This window comes from Allostigmatella hybrida (assembly GCF_020103775.1).
GTDB lineage: Bacteria > Myxococcota > Myxococcia > Myxococcales > Myxococcaceae > Hyalangium > Hyalangium aurantiaca.
Map to the genome: position 1 here is coordinate 39,657 of NZ_JAHXBH010000004.1, position 15,101 is coordinate 54,757.

At 71.8% G+C, this 15,101-nt stretch carries 13 protein-coding genes; 1 reads left to right on the forward strand and 12 read right to left on the reverse strand.

The genetic code is table 11. The features are described 5' to 3' along the window. The 4 genes from KY661_RS09150 to KY661_RS09165 are packed head-to-tail and all read right to left on the reverse strand — an operon-like array spanning position 1 to position 2,241. Positions 1–498, reverse strand: a complete 498-nt coding sequence (locus tag KY661_RS09150) for an STAS domain-containing protein (RefSeq protein ID WP_225409842.1) — start codon at positions 496–498, stop codon at positions 1–3. Then, positions 495–1,064: a SpoIIE family protein phosphatase gene (locus KY661_RS09155; RefSeq protein ID WP_225409843.1), complete on the reverse strand. Its 570-nt coding sequence runs from the start codon at positions 1,062–1,064 to the stop codon at positions 495–497. The genes KY661_RS09150 and KY661_RS09155 overlap by 4 nt, the downstream gene beginning before the upstream one ends. After that, the gene (locus KY661_RS09160) at positions 1,061–1,783 is read right to left on the reverse strand and encodes an ATP-binding protein (RefSeq protein ID WP_225409844.1); all 723 of its coding nucleotides are present in this window, start codon (positions 1,781–1,783) and stop codon (positions 1,061–1,063) included. The genes KY661_RS09155 and KY661_RS09160 overlap by 4 nt, the downstream gene beginning before the upstream one ends. Beyond that, positions 1,780–2,241, reverse strand: a complete 462-nt coding sequence (locus tag KY661_RS09165) for an ATP-binding protein (protein ID WP_225409845.1) — start codon at positions 2,239–2,241, stop codon at positions 1,780–1,782. The genes KY661_RS09160 and KY661_RS09165 overlap by 4 nt, the downstream gene beginning before the upstream one ends. Before the next feature lie 275 nt (positions 2,242–2,516). Here KY661_RS09165 and KY661_RS09170 point away from each other — a divergent pair, with 275 nt between their 5' ends. Further along, a complete protein-coding gene (locus tag KY661_RS09170) occupies positions 2,517–3,830 on the forward strand; it encodes a hypothetical protein (protein ID WP_225409846.1) in 1,314 nt (437 codons plus the stop codon). Position 3,831: 1 nt separating this feature from the next. Here KY661_RS09170 and KY661_RS09175 read toward each other — a convergent pair whose 3' ends face one another. From KY661_RS09175 to KY661_RS09210, 8 genes are read right to left on the reverse strand one after another with little or no spacing between them, the layout of a single operon-like run. After that, positions 3,832–5,754 (reverse strand): tetratricopeptide repeat protein, encoded by a 1,923-nt coding sequence (locus KY661_RS09175; protein ID WP_317987246.1) that lies wholly within the window; start codon positions 5,752–5,754, stop codon positions 3,832–3,834. Between the two features lie 2 nt (positions 5,755–5,756). After that, a complete protein-coding gene (locus KY661_RS09180; RefSeq protein WP_225409848.1) occupies positions 5,757–6,392 on the reverse strand; it encodes a hypothetical protein in 636 nt (211 codons plus the stop codon). Then, on the reverse strand, positions 6,389–6,883 hold the full coding sequence (locus KY661_RS09185; RefSeq protein WP_225409849.1) for a hypothetical protein: 495 nt from the start codon (positions 6,881–6,883) through the stop codon (positions 6,389–6,391). Before KY661_RS09185 ends, KY661_RS09180 begins: the two co-directional genes overlap by 4 nt. Further along, positions 6,880–10,158 (reverse strand): tetratricopeptide repeat protein, encoded by a 3,279-nt coding sequence (locus tag KY661_RS09190; protein ID WP_225409850.1) that lies wholly within the window; start codon positions 10,156–10,158, stop codon positions 6,880–6,882. The genes KY661_RS09185 and KY661_RS09190 overlap by 4 nt, the downstream gene beginning before the upstream one ends. After that, positions 10,155–11,693 carry a hypothetical protein gene (locus KY661_RS09195; protein ID WP_225409851.1) on the reverse strand — a complete coding sequence of 513 codons (1,539 nt, stop codon included), beginning with the start codon at positions 11,691–11,693 and terminating at the stop codon, positions 10,155–10,157. The genes KY661_RS09190 and KY661_RS09195 overlap by 4 nt, the downstream gene beginning before the upstream one ends. Next, positions 11,690–12,325 carry an outer membrane beta-barrel domain-containing protein gene (locus tag KY661_RS09200; RefSeq protein ID WP_075004384.1) on the reverse strand — a complete coding sequence of 212 codons (636 nt, stop codon included), beginning with the start codon at positions 12,323–12,325 and terminating at the stop codon, positions 11,690–11,692. Before KY661_RS09200 ends, KY661_RS09195 begins: the two co-directional genes overlap by 4 nt. A gap of 50 nt (positions 12,326–12,375) precedes the next feature. Then, the gene (locus KY661_RS09205; RefSeq protein ID WP_225409852.1) at positions 12,376–14,577 is read right to left on the reverse strand and encodes an AgmX/PglI C-terminal domain-containing protein; all 2,202 of its coding nucleotides are present in this window, start codon (positions 14,575–14,577) and stop codon (positions 12,376–12,378) included. A 34-nt stretch (positions 14,578–14,611) separates the two neighbouring features. Further along, complete coding sequence (locus tag KY661_RS09210; RefSeq protein WP_225409853.1) at positions 14,612–15,025, reverse strand: hypothetical protein; 414 nt, start codon at positions 15,023–15,025, stop codon at positions 14,612–14,614. Between the last annotated feature and the right edge of the window lie 76 nt (positions 15,026–15,101).

Sequence of the window (15,101 nt, forward strand, 5' to 3'; positions counted from 1 at the left end):
TCAGGGAAGGGGCTTGGACGGAAGGACAGGGGGCAGGCCAAGCATCTCGTCCGCCAGCCGTTGAATGGCCTCGCGCTCGGGGTTGTGGGCGGCCGGGCCGGCAATCTGGACGCCCAGCAGGCTGAGCCCTTCCTCAAGGCCCAGCGCCGTCTCCACGCCCTCGAGCTGGATGCCCATGCTCTGCAGCGTCAGGGCCACGTCGGCGCCCATGCCGGAGAGCACCGTGTGCGTGCCCATGAGCCGGGCCGCGGTGGACAGCCGGGCCAGCACCGCGCACAGGTGGCTGTCCACCAGCCACAGGCCGGAGATGTCCACCACCAGGCCCCGGGCCCCGGTGCGCTGGAGGGTGCGCAGCACGTCCGAGCAGAGCTGCGCCGCCTGGGCATCGGTGATGTCCCCTTGCAGGGGGACGATGAGCTGGCCCCACAGGGGGATGATGGGAATGCGTGACATCTCGGGCTGGGGCCGCGAGGCCGTCTTCTCGTCCGTGAAGCTCATTCTCCCTCCACATCCACCACGAGCACCGTCGCATCATCGGTGTGGCGCCCGTATCGCTCCATCAACAAAGCACAGGCGGCCTCAGGATCGCGCCCCTGGGTGAGGTGGGCCTCCAGCCGGGAGCTCAAGCCGTCGGTGAAGAAGACCAGCCGGTCGTGCGGCGCCAGGGGGGTCTCCAGGGAGTGAACCTTCCGGCACGGGTGGCCGAGGATTCCCGGGGTGGGGAACACCGGCACCCGCGTGCCCACGGTGCGCAGGTCCACGTTGCCCACCCCGCCACAGCGCAGCGTGCGCCCATCGAACAGGGCCACCAGCGCCGCGGCGCCCCGGGTGCCCTTGAGCACCCGGTGCAGCACCTCCACCAGCGCCTCCACGCTGGAGGGCAGGGGCGCGCTGGCCAGTCCCCGGAGGGCCTTGTCCGCCACGTCGGCGGCCACCGGGCCATGCCCCAGCGCGTCCACCACGGCGAGCAATGTGTGTCCCTGTTCGCTGCGCACCAGCACCGCGTCGCCGTTGGCCTGCTCCCCCTGACGGGGCCGCGAGCGCCAGGCGGTGGCGAGCTTCATAGGAAGACCTCGAATTCGACCTGGGTGCCCGTGGGGCCCGTGCGGACCTCGAACCGGTCCGACAGCCGCTTCACCCCGAGCAGCCCCATGCCCAGGCCCGTCTTGCTGCGGTAGGCGCCCGAGAGTACCAGGGCCACATCCGGGATGCCCGGCCCCTGGTCCTGGGCCAGCACGCGCATCAGGCGGCGGGGCGTGCGATGGGGTTGAAGCTGAAGCGTGCCCCCTCCGGCGTAGGAGAGCTGGTTGCGCACCACCTCGCTCACCGCCGTGGCCACCTTCTGGCACTCGAAGCCCTTGCCGCCCAGCTCCTCGCAGAGCGAGCGCGCGGCGAAGCGCGCGGTGGTGGCGTCCGCCTCGGTGCGGATGGCCAGCACCGTGGACCGGGCCATCATCGGCATGCCCGGGTGCGGCGAGGGAGACGGAGGGGGCGGGGGGGCCGGGGTGGGCAGGCTCGCGGGGCGCGGCGGCAGCCCCCGGAAGGGCCCGTTCAGCAGCTCCTTGAGCTCCAGGGTGAGCCGGGGGCGCTGCGCTGGGTGCATGAAGTGCCGGGTGGCAGGCTCCAGCGCGGCGATGAGGCACGGCAGCATCCCCACGGACAGCTCCTGGGCCGGCAGCTTCAAGGACTCCAGCGTGCCGCGAAGCACCAGCCGGGCTGCGGTCTCCGGCATGAAGCCCCGCAGGACATACAGCAGCCGGGAGTGAAGCTCGTCCGGACTCACCACCTGTCCTTCCGGGCCAGGGCCTGGCGCCGCTTGCGGGCCACGACCTCGAGCCCGCCCCCCTCGCGGTTGTGGGCGTGCACGGCATCCGTCAGGCGTTGGATCGCCGGGCCGCCCTCGCCCAGGCTCTCGCCCGGCAGTGGCCCAGGCCGCCCCTGCCGGCCCGCGAAGAGTTGCTCGGGATGATGCATCCCCGGCCCCCGGTCCTGCGCACGGATGATCAGCCAGTCGGCCTCCAGCCACAGCTCCACGGTGCCGCCGCTGCCCGCATGGCGCACCAGGTTGCTGGCCAGCTCGCTCACGACAACGGCCACCTCCGCGCTGGCCACCGTGGCCAGGCCCGCGCCCCGGGCGAAGTGACGTCCCATCGCGGCCGCGACCGCCGTGTCCGACTTGAGCCGGATGGGGACACACAGCCGGGCCGGGTGTGTGGAGATGCTCAGGGAATGGTTCGACAAATCGCGGGCCGTTTCAAAATTTATTGTAGCAAGGATGTATCTCCGGAGGCACCGGCAAATGCTCCTCATTTCCTCCGAGGAGCGTGCCCTTGGCGCCTCCCTGCCCAGGCAGAATCATGAATTCAATGTGTTGCGTTGTTTCACCGGGGCTCCCGGCCAGGCATGGATGTGATTGCCAAAAGGGTACAGGGAAACGAGCGCCCGGCCGTGTGAAGGCGCTCACAGCGTGTGCGGATCTTCTTGGGGTAAAGAGGTGATGAGACAGGAGTGACCCCTTGCGTCATACATTTCAGGTATCGGTGCTGTTGCTGCTCGGGGTGCTCCCCGCCTGTAGCGGTTGCCGCCCGACGGATGCCGAGCGCGCCGCGCGGGAGCGGGCGGAGATCGAAGAGCGGATCCGGGACTCCACCGCGCTGGTGCCCTATCGCGCGCTCAAGCTGACGGCGCGGGCGCAGGGCACGGGCCGCGAGCCGGAGGCCGTCACGGCGCTCTGGGGGATGGTCCAGGAGACGGCGGCCCTGCCCGCCAAGGCCGCCACGGTGGAGGAGGCCCAGCGCATGGCGGCGGTCTACCTGCGGCTGGCCGTGGCCTTCTACCGGGCGAAGCAGACGCTCCGGGAGCACGACGAGGACGACTTCCCCGTGTTCCTGGAGCAGGCGCGGCGGGCGGGGAGCCGGTGGGGAGCGCTGTCCGTGCCCGGTTACGACGCGGGCATGGAGCACCTGTTCGTGGGCATCGCGGTGACGGCGATGGAGACGCTCGACCAGAAGAACACCTTCCCCCTGGCCGAGCCGGCGCTCTACGAGTTCTCACGCGCGGTGCCGCGCCCGGAGTGGCCCGGCGCCCTGCGGGCCGTCTCGCGGGGGGGCCGGGGCATGACGTTCCTGAACGCGGGCTACCACTATGCCGCCGAGGAGGAGCTCACCGCGTACCTGGCGGAGGTGGAGCGGCTTCCCGCCACGCTGCCTCCCCTGGGGAACCTGAGCCAGGAGACCGCGCAGCTCGCCCGCGACCTGCTGGAGTCGCGCGAGTTCCTGCGGGCCACGGGGTACTTCCTGCGGGCCTGGAACCGGATGCAACTGAAGCGCGAGGAGCCCGCCGCGGACGACGTGGACGAGGCGCTGCAATCGCTGGCGCGGCTGGGCATCGAGAACGAGCTGACGTGGTGGGCCATGGCCTTCGTGCACCTGCAGCGCGAGCGCTATGCGGAGGCGGCGGAGAGCCTCGACCGGCTGGCGATCAGCCCCTATGTGGACGAGGCCACGCGCGCGGAGCTCCAGGCCAGCGCGCAGTCGCTGCGCACGCACGGCAAGCGCATTCCCCTGTTCCAGAAAGAGCGGGCGGTGATTCCCCTGGCGCGCGCGTTGGTGGCCCGGGCCGGAGGGGTGGACACGCTCCTCACCAGCGTGCTGGGCGAGGAGCGGGCCCTGCAAATGCTCGCGCCGTTCGCGTGGCTGGAGCAGACGCAGCAGGGGCTCGCGGCGGTGAAGCCCGAGGAGGTGGTGCGCGAGGCGGGCTCCCAGGGGTGGGATGCGCTGAAGGGGCGGCTCGGCGGAGGGACGCCCTCCGCCAGCCCGGCCACCCCGTAACTCAGGGCGCGGGAGCCGAGGCCGCGGCGCTGCTGCCCAGCCGCTGGAGGGCGGCCTGCGCATCGGCGTGGTTCGACTGGAGCTCCACGGCCCGGGCGTACGCCCTGCGGGCCTCGTCGAGCTTCCCCGCGGCCTCCAGGAGCTGGCCGAGGGCGTTGTGCGGCTCGGCGGCGTTCGGGTCCGCCTCGGCCGCGGCCCGGAAGGACTTCTCCGACTGCTTCGTCTTGCCCTGGGCGTAGAGGGTCTGGCCCAGGTAGAGCAGGCCCAGCGGGTGCCGGGGCTCCGTGGCCACCACGTCTCCCAGCACGCGCGCCGCCTTGGTCTTGTCGCCCCCGCGCAGGTAGAGCTGGCCCAGCTCCGCGCGCGCGTCGAGCTGCGCCGGGTCCCTCTCGGCCACCGGCTCCAGCAGCGCCAGGGCCTTGTCCGGCCGCTGGAGGCGCGAGTGCATGATGCCCAGCCGCGCCAGGGCCGCCGTGTCCGCCTCCTCGCCGTCGCGGGGCTGCAGGAGCTGCTCTACCTCCGCGTAGCGCCCCATGGCCAGGTACAGGTCCGCCAGCCCCAGCTTCGCCGCGCGGTGGCCCGCCTCCTCCTTCAACAGCGCCTCATAGAGGGGCTGGGCCTTGGCGCTCACGCGCTTGAGCGCATAGGCGTCCGCGAGCGCCAGGCGCGCCTCGGGGGTGGGGGACAGCGCCACGCTCTGCTCGTACTGGGCGAGGGCGCCGTCCAGGTCGCCCCGGGCCTTCAGCGCATCCCCGTAGGCCGCGCGCGCGCCCACGTCCTTGGGGAACTCCTCCACGGCCGTCTTCAATGCGGCCACCGCGTCGTCCACGCGGCCCTTGGCGAGGTAGGCCCGGGCCAGGCCCTGGTGCGCCTCCGTCGTCTTCTGCCCGTCCTCCCCGCTGGCCGCGAGCGCCTTCTGGAAGGCCTCGATGGCCCGGTCCTTCTTGCCCTGGAGCAGGTAGAGGTGGCCGAGCTGGGTGTACGGCCCGCTGGAGCGGCGCGGCTCCAGGAGGAGCGCCTTCTCGAAGGACTTGGTGGCCCGGGCGTTGTCCCCGAGCCGGAAGTAGGCGAGCCCCAGGTTGAAGTGCGCCTCCGCGTACTTCGGGTCCGCGGCGATGGCCTTCTTGAAGGCCTCCACCGCCAGGGCGTGCTGGCCCAGCTCGTCGTGCGCCACGCCCAGGTTGTTGTGCGCCGGCGCGTGGCGGGGCTGAAGCTCCAGGGCCTTGCGGTAGTCGCCCATGGCGCCCGCCAGGTCGTTCTCCCGCATGCGCAGCACGCCCAGGTTGTAGCGCGCCTCCGCGTCCGAGGGGGCCCGCTCGGTGGCGGCGGCCAGCGCCTCCTTGGCCTCCGCCAGGCGGCCCTTCTCGGCCAGGGCCTTGCCCAGGTTCACCCGGGCCACGGTGAGCCCCTCGTCCAGCTTGAGCGCCTCCCGGTAAGCCTCGATGGCGTCGTCCACCCGGGCGGCGCGCTGGAGCGTCTCCCCCAGGTTGAAGCGCAGCTCGGCGTCGGTTGGGGCCAGCTCACAGGCCACCGAGTACTGGGTGATGGCCACGTCCGTCTCGTCCAGCACCCGCGCCAGCAGGCCGCGCTCGGCGCGCAGCGTGGGCTCCTCGGGCGAGGCCGCGATGGCGCTGTCCAGCAGCGCGCGCGCCTTCTCCATGTCCCCGGACAGCCGCAGCGCCCGGGCCAGCGCCAGCCGCGCGGGCACCACCTCGGGCATCTGCTCCGAGAGCTTCGTCAGGGGCGCCACCGCCCGCTTGGGCTGTCCTTGCGCGAGGAAGGCCGTGCCCAGCTTGTAGAGGGACTCCGCCTCGGGCGGCAGCGCGGGGGCCTCCTCGGCCACGGCCGGGGCCGGGGCGGGAGGGGCCGGGGCGGGGGGCGCGGCGGTCAGCAACTGGAGAACGAGGACACCGGTTCGAGTCATCATCACAGGTTCTCCACGTAGGGGCTTGCCGCCGCGTCGAAGGTCTTCTTGGCCAGCGCCGCCTTGCGCGCCTCCCAGGCCTCACGCGCCTGGGTCTCGTCCGAGGTGTCCTTGCCGAGCTCCGCCCGCTCTTCCTTCACTTCCGCGTCGCACTCGGCCACCTGCTCCTCGAATTCCTTCGGCTCCAGGCGCTCGCTGCCTTCCACCTTGGCTTTGCGGGCCGCCGTCACCCGCGCCAGCTCGAAGCGCGCGAAGGCGCACCGCAGGGCGAGCTGCTCCACGTCCAGCAGCGCCACGTTCAGGTGCTGCTTGGCGCGCAGGTACTTCACGCGCGCCTCCGCCTCGTCGATGGTGAGCTGGGCGACTTCCTTCGACACGGCGTCCTCGGCCCGGTCCAGCTCCGCCTCGGCGGCCTGGGCCCGGGAGCGGGCGCGGCGGATGTTGTCGCGCGCGCGGACAATCTCGTTGCCCGCCTCGTCCACGCGGTCGATGGCGAGCGCCAGGTCATTCTCCGCCTCCAGCAGCTCGATGCGCGTCTCGTAGGGGAGCTTCTTCACCAAGCCGTCGGGCACGCGCATGCCGTAGCGCGGGCCACACGCGGCGAGCAGGGGGAGGGTGAGCAGGAGGATGCACTTCATGGAACGGTGGCCTCGAAGTGGCCGAAGAGGGTGCGGCCGGAATAGACGTCGGTGCCCTGGACGAAGGTGACGTGGAAGTCCCCGGACACCTTCGTGCCGGGCAGCAAGTCTTTCTGGAAGGTGAGCGTGCCCCGGGCGATGCGGGGAAAGCCGCGCACGGGCTCGTCCAGCACGCTGCGGCTCACCTCCCCGCGCTGCACCTCGGAGGGCGGGGTGCCGAGCGCCTCCGTCAAATCGATGGGGGTGCCCGGCGCGAAGGTGAGGTTCTCCCGCTTCGCCGTCACCTTGAGGATGGTGTTCTCCCCGGCGCCCTGGGGGGTGATGAAGCGCACGGAGACTTCCTCCGGGGTGCCCTGGGCCTCGGCGCGCTCGTAGCGCAAGTCCAGCAGCGGGCTGACGCTGCCCTCGACGCGGGGGCCCTCGCCGCACGCCCCCAGCAGGCCCGCGAGCAGGCCCGCGAGCAGGCCCGGAGTAGTGCGCGAGGACCTCACTTGCAGCCCTTCCAGGCGGCGTCCACGTCGGGGCCCGTGAGCGAGGCCAGGTCCTTGAGGACGGACAGCTCGCGCTTGGCGCCTGCCGCGTCGCCGAAGCGGCAGCGCAGGGCGGCGAGGTTCAGCCGGGCCTTGCCGTAGGTGGGGTCCGCCTCCAGCGCCCGCGCGTACGCCTCGCGCGCGCTCATGGCATCGCCCTGGTTGAGCAGCGCCCAGCCCAGCGCGTTGTGCGCCCCGGCGCGCGTGTCCTGAAGCTCCGTCACCCGGCCGAAGGTGAGCTGGGCCCGCGCGTACTGGTGGTTCTCCAGGTACGCCATGCCCAGGGCCTCCAGCGCATCGGCGGACAGCGTGGCCTCGGCCTTCTTGCGCAGCTCGTCCACCGCGGCGCTCCGCGCGGGCGCCCCGCTCGCGGGCACCGGCAGCGCCGCCGACTCGCTCCGCGAGCGGCAGCCCACCACCGCGGCGCTGAACACCTCCAGCTGCTCGGCGCGGGACAGACAGGCCTTGAAGGCATCCTCCGCGCGGGTGCGCAGCGGGGCCACCTGCTCCTTGAGCGCCGTCTGGAAGGTTTTGGCCTCCGCCGCGGACAGGCCCGCGGGCGGGGGCGTGGCGTCCACCACGTCCGCCAGGTGCCCATAGGCCAGGCCCAGCTTCCACAGCGAGGCCACCGCCCACTCCGGGTACCCGAGCGAGGCGGCCTGCGTGTAGATGCCCTCCATGCCCTGGAGCGAGGCGACCTTCTCCTCCACCTGGTCGGCGGGCAGGTCCTTGTAGCCGCGGTAGAGAATCTCTCCCAGGTACCACAGGCCCTTGGCGGCCTCCTCCGTCTGCCCGTTGGGGCCCTGCACGGCGGTGGTGAGGGTGGAGATGAGCTTGTCGGGCGGCTCCTTGGGCGCGGTGGTGGCCTGCACCTCGGCGAGGATGGCGGCGGCGCCCGTGCTCGTCTTGTCCAGCGCCAGGGCCAGCTCCGCCGACTGCTTCGCGCGCGCGGGGTCCTTCTGCTTCAGGCGCGTCTCGGCCAGCATCACCAGCACCTCGGCCTTGCGCGGGCCCGCCACCTCGGAGGCGGCCTCCAGGTTGCGCGCGGCCTCCTTGTACTCGCCCAGCGCCAGGCGCAGCCGGGCGGCGTTCAGCCAGCCGTCCACGCCCGTCACGTCCGCGCCGAGCTTCTGGCCCACCCTCTCGAACCACTCCGCCGCCTCGTCGAAGGCCGCGGCCTCCGCCGCGTGGCGGCCCAGCGTCAGCAGCACGTCGGGCAGGTACTGGCTCTTGGGGTAGTCGGCCAGCAGCTTCGCCCCCAGCTCGCGCTCGCTGCCCAAGTCCCGCTTCTCGCGCGCGGCGGTGAAGGCGCCATAGAGGGCCTTCTCGCCGATCTCCGTGTTCTTGTTCTGCTCGGCCACCTGGGTGAGGCCCTGGATGACGTCGCCCGTCTCCTGGGCGCTCTGGAGCGCCAGCTCGTCCAGCGCCTCGGCGCGGCTCTGCGTGAGGATGCGGCGCACGTCCTCCTGGAACTTCGCGGGCAGCGCGGTGCCGATGAACTTCTTGCCCGTCTCCTCCAGGCCCTTGAAGTCGTTGATCTGCCGCAGGCTGTCGAGCGCCAGGTTGCCGGCCGCGGGCGCGTCCTTGTGGTTGGGGTGCGCCAGGGCGAAGGCGGTGAAGAGCTCGGAGGCCTTCGGGTAGTCGCCGTCCTCGTAGTAGGCGCGCGCGATGTTGAAGCGCACCTCCATCACGTTGGGGCTCTGCGGGAAGCGGGTGATGTAGTTGCTGCCCAGCAGCTTGAGCGCCTGGCGCGCGTCGGCCACCTCGAAGGCGGTGCGCTTCTGCGCCTCCTCCGGCTTGAGCGTGGAGAAGTGCGAGAGCAGGGCCGCGTACACGGCCTCGCCCGCCGCCTTCTCGTCCTTCTGCTTGGCCTTGTCCTCGTAGCGGGCCAGTTCCTCGTACTGGCGCGCGGCCTCCGGGAAGGCGCCCGAGGCGAACAGCGCCTCGGCCCGGTTCTTCATGATGGGCCGCACGTACTGCTCCGGCCGGAACAGGCTCAGGTACTCCTGGTAGGCCGCCGCGGCGGTGACGTAGAGCGCCTTGTCGTCCTTCTTCTGCGCCGCCAGGTGGAGCTGCGTGGACAGGTCGCGCGCCATCTCCTCCAGCTCCGCGAGGTACTTCTTGCGCTCGGGCTCGGGCAGCTCGGGATCGGTCTTGCTCTGCACCGCCGAGCGCACCAGGAAGCGGATGTCCGTGGGCTCCGGCATCACCTTGCCCTTGGAGGCCTTGAGCGCGTCGTACAGCTTCTGGCCGCGCTCCAGGTCCAGCTCGGGGTCGAACTGGATCTCCATCAGCTTGCGCAGCGCGGGGATGGCGTACTCGTACTGTTGCTTGATGAAGTAGCGGTTGCCCAGCTTGTCCAGCGCCAGCGCGAACGTGGCGCGGCTCTCGCTGAGCTTCTCGAAGTAGTTGAGCGCGCCCTTGGCGGGCCGGGCCTCGGTGTAGCTGTAGACGAGGTCGAGCAGCGCCTCGCGCTTCACGTTGAGCGCCTTCTTGGCGTCCACGCCGGGCAGGGGCTCGCTGGCGGCGGCGGCCTCGAAGAAGACGACGGCGTCGGCGTGCCGGGCCTGGTTCACGCGGATCCAGCCCATCTTGTAGCGGGCCAGGTCATGCACCGGCGAGGGCGGCAGGGCGAGGATGGCCGCGTAGTGCTTCTCCGCCTCGGCGAGGTCCGCCTTGTCGAAGAAGTGGTCGCCGAGAATTTGTTCAGCCTCCAGGCGCAGGGGGCTGGAGGGGTACTTGCGCGTCAGCTCCCCCAGCGTCTTGAGCATCTCGTCGAACTGGCCCAGCTCGCGCTGCTCGTGCGCCAGGTAGAAGGTGACTTTGTCCCCGTCGTGGAAGTCCGGGTACTCGCGCAGCAGGCGGTAGTACATCTGCACCGCCTTGTTCTTCATCAGCCGCGTCTCCGGGGAGACGATGGCGCCGGTGGCCCCCTCCGGCCGGGACTCGGCCTGGAGGTAGTACACGTAGCGGCTCTTCTCCACGTACAGCTCCGCCAGGCGGAACTGGAGGTCCGGCAGGTACGGGGCGTTGCGGCTCTTGGCGATGAGGCGCTCCGTCTCGCCGATGGAGCGGTCCACCTTGAAGATGTCGCGCTTGAGCCGCGCGATCATCTCCTCGCGCTCCTTGGCCTTGGAGACGATGGGGTTGAAGGCGCGGTCTCCTCCGCGCGAGGAGGAGGCCGGGGCGGCGGTGAGCAGCGCCGCGGCGAGGAGGCTGCCGAGGGTGCCGCTCATGGCGTCTCCTCGATGCAGCGGCTCTCGATGCGCACGCGGTAGTCCCGGAGCTCGTCGTTCCAGTACTCCCCGCCGAAGCGGAAGGCCACCTGGGCGGGCGACAGCAGCTCTTCCTCGGGCGGCACCGGGGCCTTGGCGCCCCGCTTCACCCGCTCATACAACTTCAGTCCCACTTCGTACTCCATCAGGCGCACCTGCTCGGCGGCGCGCAAGAGTGTGTCGGCTTCCTGGCGCACGGCCTCGCCGAGCCGCGCCTGGTAGACGCGCTCGGACTCGGCCAGCGACAAGGCATAGAGCTTGGTGAGGTGTCCCTGGAGCCGCTCGCCGAAGCTGCCCGCGTAGCGGCCCAGCCGCTCGGACTCCAGCTCCAGCAGCTCCTTGAAGCGCGCGGCCCGCTGGGTGTTGCCGTGGGCGGCGGCGGCCCGGCGCAGGCGCACATCCTGCGTCAAGTCTTCGCGCGAGCGGATGGACTCCAGCGAGTCCGCGAAGCGGCGCGTCAGCTCCTTCGCCGCGCGCTTGGCGGGCAGGTAGTGGCACAGGTCGCGGTAGATGAGCGCGCGCAGCAGGTACTTGTCCGGCAGGAACTCGTCTCGGAACGAGGGCGCATCCAGCGTGGTGAGGATGCCCAGCGCGGCGCGCAGCTCTCCCAGCTTGTAGCGCGTCCACGCCTCCTCCAGGTAGAGCGTGGCCCGGCCAGGGTCCAACATGGGCAGCTTCACCCGCGCGTAGGCCTCCAGCGCGCCCGGGTAGTCGGTGCGCTCGTAGCGCAGCCGGGCCACCGCGAGCGCCGCCTCGTTGCGCGCCTCGCGCGTGAGCTTCTCGTCCTCGGACAGGGCGAGGAAGTCCTGGATGAGCTCCTCCGGGGGCTCCTTCACCGTGCGCAGGCGGGTGACGAGCAGGGCGAACTTCGCGCGGCTGGCCTCGGCGCTGGTGGGCTCCAGCTTGTCGAAGTGCGTGTGGGCCCAGCGCTCGTTGCCCACGCGCAGGTCCACCAGCCCCTGCTGGTAGTGCGCGTAGGCCCCGGCCTCCTGCTCCAGGAAGCCCAGGTCCATGGCGCCGAACACCTGCTCGTCGATCATCACCTCATCGTGCGGCCGGTCCGTCAGCTCGCGCAGGGCCTCCAGCGCGCGCGGCAGCACGTTGGGATTGGAGCGCTCGCGGGCGATGCGGCCCAGGTATGTGGCGCCCGCGTGGGTGAGCCCCAGGTCCACGAGGCTGCGCGCCAGGAAGTACTGCGCCCAGGCGTAGTTGTCGTCCGTGCGGGGCGCGGCCGACAGCCAGGCGAACAGGGGCCCCGCAGCGCCGCGCGGGTTGCCGTCGAAGTACTTCTTCAGGGCCTCATCGAAGAGGCGCGGGTCCACCTTCTCGGGGGCCGCCGCGGCCTCGGGTTCCTCCGGGGCGGCGGGAGCCTCGGCTGGGGCCGGGGCGGGCGTGGAGGCAGCCGCCTCCGGGGCCTGAGGGGCGGCCCGGGCGGTGACGGGGGGGAGCAGGAGCGCGGCGCCCGTGAGCGCGGCAAGCAGGGTGCGGGACATCATTCCGTGGCGCCGAAGTTGAAGGCGGTGGCGAGCTGGAAGGTGGGGACGTTGACGATGCGCGAGGCGCCGGCGAACAGGATGTTGTTTGTCACATCGAGCCGGAAGGAGATGTGCTGGGAGGTGAAGAGGCGCAGCCCCACGCCGATGTTGGCCGCGGGCCGGAAGCCATCATCCCGGTTGAGCTTGAAGACGGTGGCGCCCGCGAGCACGAACGCCTCGAAGTGCAGCACGCGCCGGTTGAGGAAGGCTGTCTTGCCGTAGAAGGGGCTCCACACCACGTCCGAGCCCACCATCCACTGCACCTCGTCCTCGAAGGCGTTGGCGGTGGGCGCCACGCCGAAGTCCCGCTCGAGCTGGCGGCGCAGGCTCGTCTCCACGTTGTAGCTGTAGGCGCCGCGGCCCACCTGCCACGCGAAGCTGTCGGAGAAGTGGTACGTGTAGCCCAGGGCCGCGAAGTAGCCCTTGTAGAAGGCGTCCGCGGGCAGCGCCCCCACCCCCAGTGTCAGCTCGTGGTTGAGCCGGTACAGGCGGTCCTGCACCGCCGAGACGGTACCGGGGTTCTCGAGCGCCTCGGCCTGCGCGAAGGCAAGGCCGGGCACCAGGGACAGGAGGACAAGCAGGGCGTATCGCACAGGGGATTCCAGACGGGGGCCGGCGGGGAGAGGCGGAAGGGGGTTCCGCGTCAGTAGCCGACCGAGTTGAAGAGGAAGGGGTAGGTGATGATGACGACGCCGCCCTTGGGGGAAGGGAAGGCCCACGTCTTCAGGTTGCTGAGGATGCAGGACTCGACGGCGCTGTTGCGCAGGGTGGAGGACTTGGTCTTCGCCGCGGCCACGCGGCCGTTGCCGCCGATGGTCCACTCGAGCACCACCTTGCCGGCGAGGCCCGGATCCTTGAGCAGGGCCCGCTCGTAGCAGGCGTGGACTTCCTGGAGGTGGCTGTTGATGACCTTGGCCACGGCCTCGCGGTCGATGCTGCCTTGGGCCGCGGACACGCTGCGGGCGGTGGCGCGCGTGACGGTGCCGCCCACCTTGCCCTTGCCCACGCCGCCCGCGCCCAGCGCGCCGATGCCGCCGCCGCCCTTGCCCCGCAGAATCTCCGCGCCCAGCGTGGCGCCGCCGCCCTTGCCGCCGCCCGCGAGGCCGAACGTGCCCAGGCCCGCGTTGGCGATGGGCGCCTTGCCAATCAGGCCCGCCAGCTTGTAGTTGGACGCCTTGGCGTTCTTGGCGCCGGGGCCGCTGCCCAGCTTGTCCACCGCCGCCAGCAAGTCGTTGGCCGCGGGCCCGGCGGCCGACAGCTTGGCCAGGGCCTTGAGGGCGCGGGACTCGGGCGGGGGCGGGGCCACGTCCTTCGGCTTGGCCACGGGCGCCTTCTCCACGGGCTTGGGCGTGGGCTTCTCGGCCACCTTCTGCGGCGTCTCCTTGGGCTTGGCCTTCTGCTTGATGGCCTCGAGCTTCTTCTTCGCCTCCTCCTTCTTCTTCGGCTCGGGCATCAGCAGGCGCAGCGCCACGGGCGGGAGGTTCTTCTGGGTGAAGTCCGGGGCCTCGGGCAGCGCGGGCTTCAGCGCGAGGAAGGCGCCCAGGGCCGTGGTGAAGAAGGCGAAGCTCGCCAGCGCCAGCCAGGGCAGGCCCTTGAGCGGGTTGACCCAGACGCGCTCGGGCACGGGCGCGGCGTAGGCCACCAGCGACATCTGCCCCTGCGTCAGGCGCACGGAGGCGCCCTCGCGCAGGGTGACGAAGCGGCGGTTGCCGTCGGACTCGAGCCCCGTGGCGTTGAGCGCCTGGAAGCGCCCATCCGCGCCGCCGCGCTCCACGCCGGTGCCAGGCGGCACGAAGAGGCGGTAGGCGCCGTTGAGCGACTCGGCGAGCGTGAAGGCCTCCTCGGGCAGGGCGAAGCCCCACAGGGGCATGCCGGCGCTCGCGTCGCTGGCGGCCTTCAGGGGCTTCTTGCCCGGACGGAAGCGGATGGCTTCCCGGCGGACGGTGCCCCAGTACAGCTCCAGGTAGAGCTGCGCGGGGCCCTTGCCCGGCGCCATGCGCGGCGCCCGGAGGGGACTGGCCGCCGGCTTCACCGCGGGCTTCGCCTCCGGCACGGGCGGCGTGTCCAGGTCGAGACCGTCCAGGAGGTCATCGGCCAGCATCAGCGAGGGCAGGGACTCCTCGGCCCGCGGGGCCTCTGGGGCGGCGCGGCGGCGCGCGGAGGGCATCGTGCTTGCGGGCACGGGGGCGGGCGCCGCCATGGGGACGGGCACCGGGCGGGGGGCCGCGGCCGGGCTGGCCTGGAGGGAGGCGCCGCGAGCGCCCCGGGAGGGCCCGGTGGGCGGCGTCTCGACGATGACCGGCGCCATCGCGGGGGGCGCCGGGGCGGCCGGCTTCGCGGGCGCGTAGGCGATGGGAACGGTGGAGACGGAGATCTCGGGCGGAGCCTCCGTGGTGCCCCACTGGGGCGCGGTGGTCACCCCGCCGGCGGGAGGCAGCGGCGCCCGGGGGGCCGGGGCGGGCCGGGCCGCGGGGGCGGGGGCCGCGCCGAGCAGGGCGGCCACCTCGGGCGGGGGCTGCGGCTTGGCGTCCGGGCGCTGCGAGAGCACGCGGGTCTTCAGGACGAAGGGGCCACAGAGCACCTCGTCCACGGGGCGGATCTCACACGCGGTGACGCGGTGGCCGTTGACGTAGACGCCCGAGACGGTGCCCGCGTCCTGGATGGCCGAGCGCCCGTTCTGGAAATACAGCACCGCATGGCGCGGTTCGATGGAGGCATCGTCCAGCACCAGGTCCGAGCCCGGATCCGAGCCGATGGCGTAAGAGCCAGGGACGAAGACCTCCGTGCCGATGAGAAGCCCATCGCGGAGGATGACGACCTGGAGGACAGAGGGTTGACCGCTCACGGAGACTCTCCCTTCGGGTGGCTGGGGCGGGACCCTAAGGGTCATAGACGGTGCTGAGGGTTTCGGAACGGAAGCTCTCCCGCTCACGGATCATCGACCGTGTCTTCAGCTCCTTGCGGTCATAGAGATACACCGCGCCGGACTTGTTCGTCTGGCCCTGGATGAGCCGGTCATCGAAATCGATGCGCGCGGGGCCCCGGCTGGGGGCGGCCGCGGCGCCGGCGGACTCCCCGGCGGAGGAGGCGGCCGGCGCTGTGCTCTCCAGCGGCTTCGCGTCGAGCCGGGGCACGGCCCGGGGGGCGCTCTTGGAAGAGGGTTTTTTGGAGGTGCGGCTCTTCGAGGTGCTCTTGGAGCGGCTGCGTTGTGCCCATGCCTCCGGACTGGCGAGGGGGAGGGGAGAGAAGCCAAGGAGGTTGGCGACGAGAAGGCCGAGAAGGAAGCGTCGCATTCGGACTTCCAGGTTAAGCGATGGTTGTACCGCCCTGTCAACGCACGCGCCTGGCTGCTCACCGAGGGGACGAGAT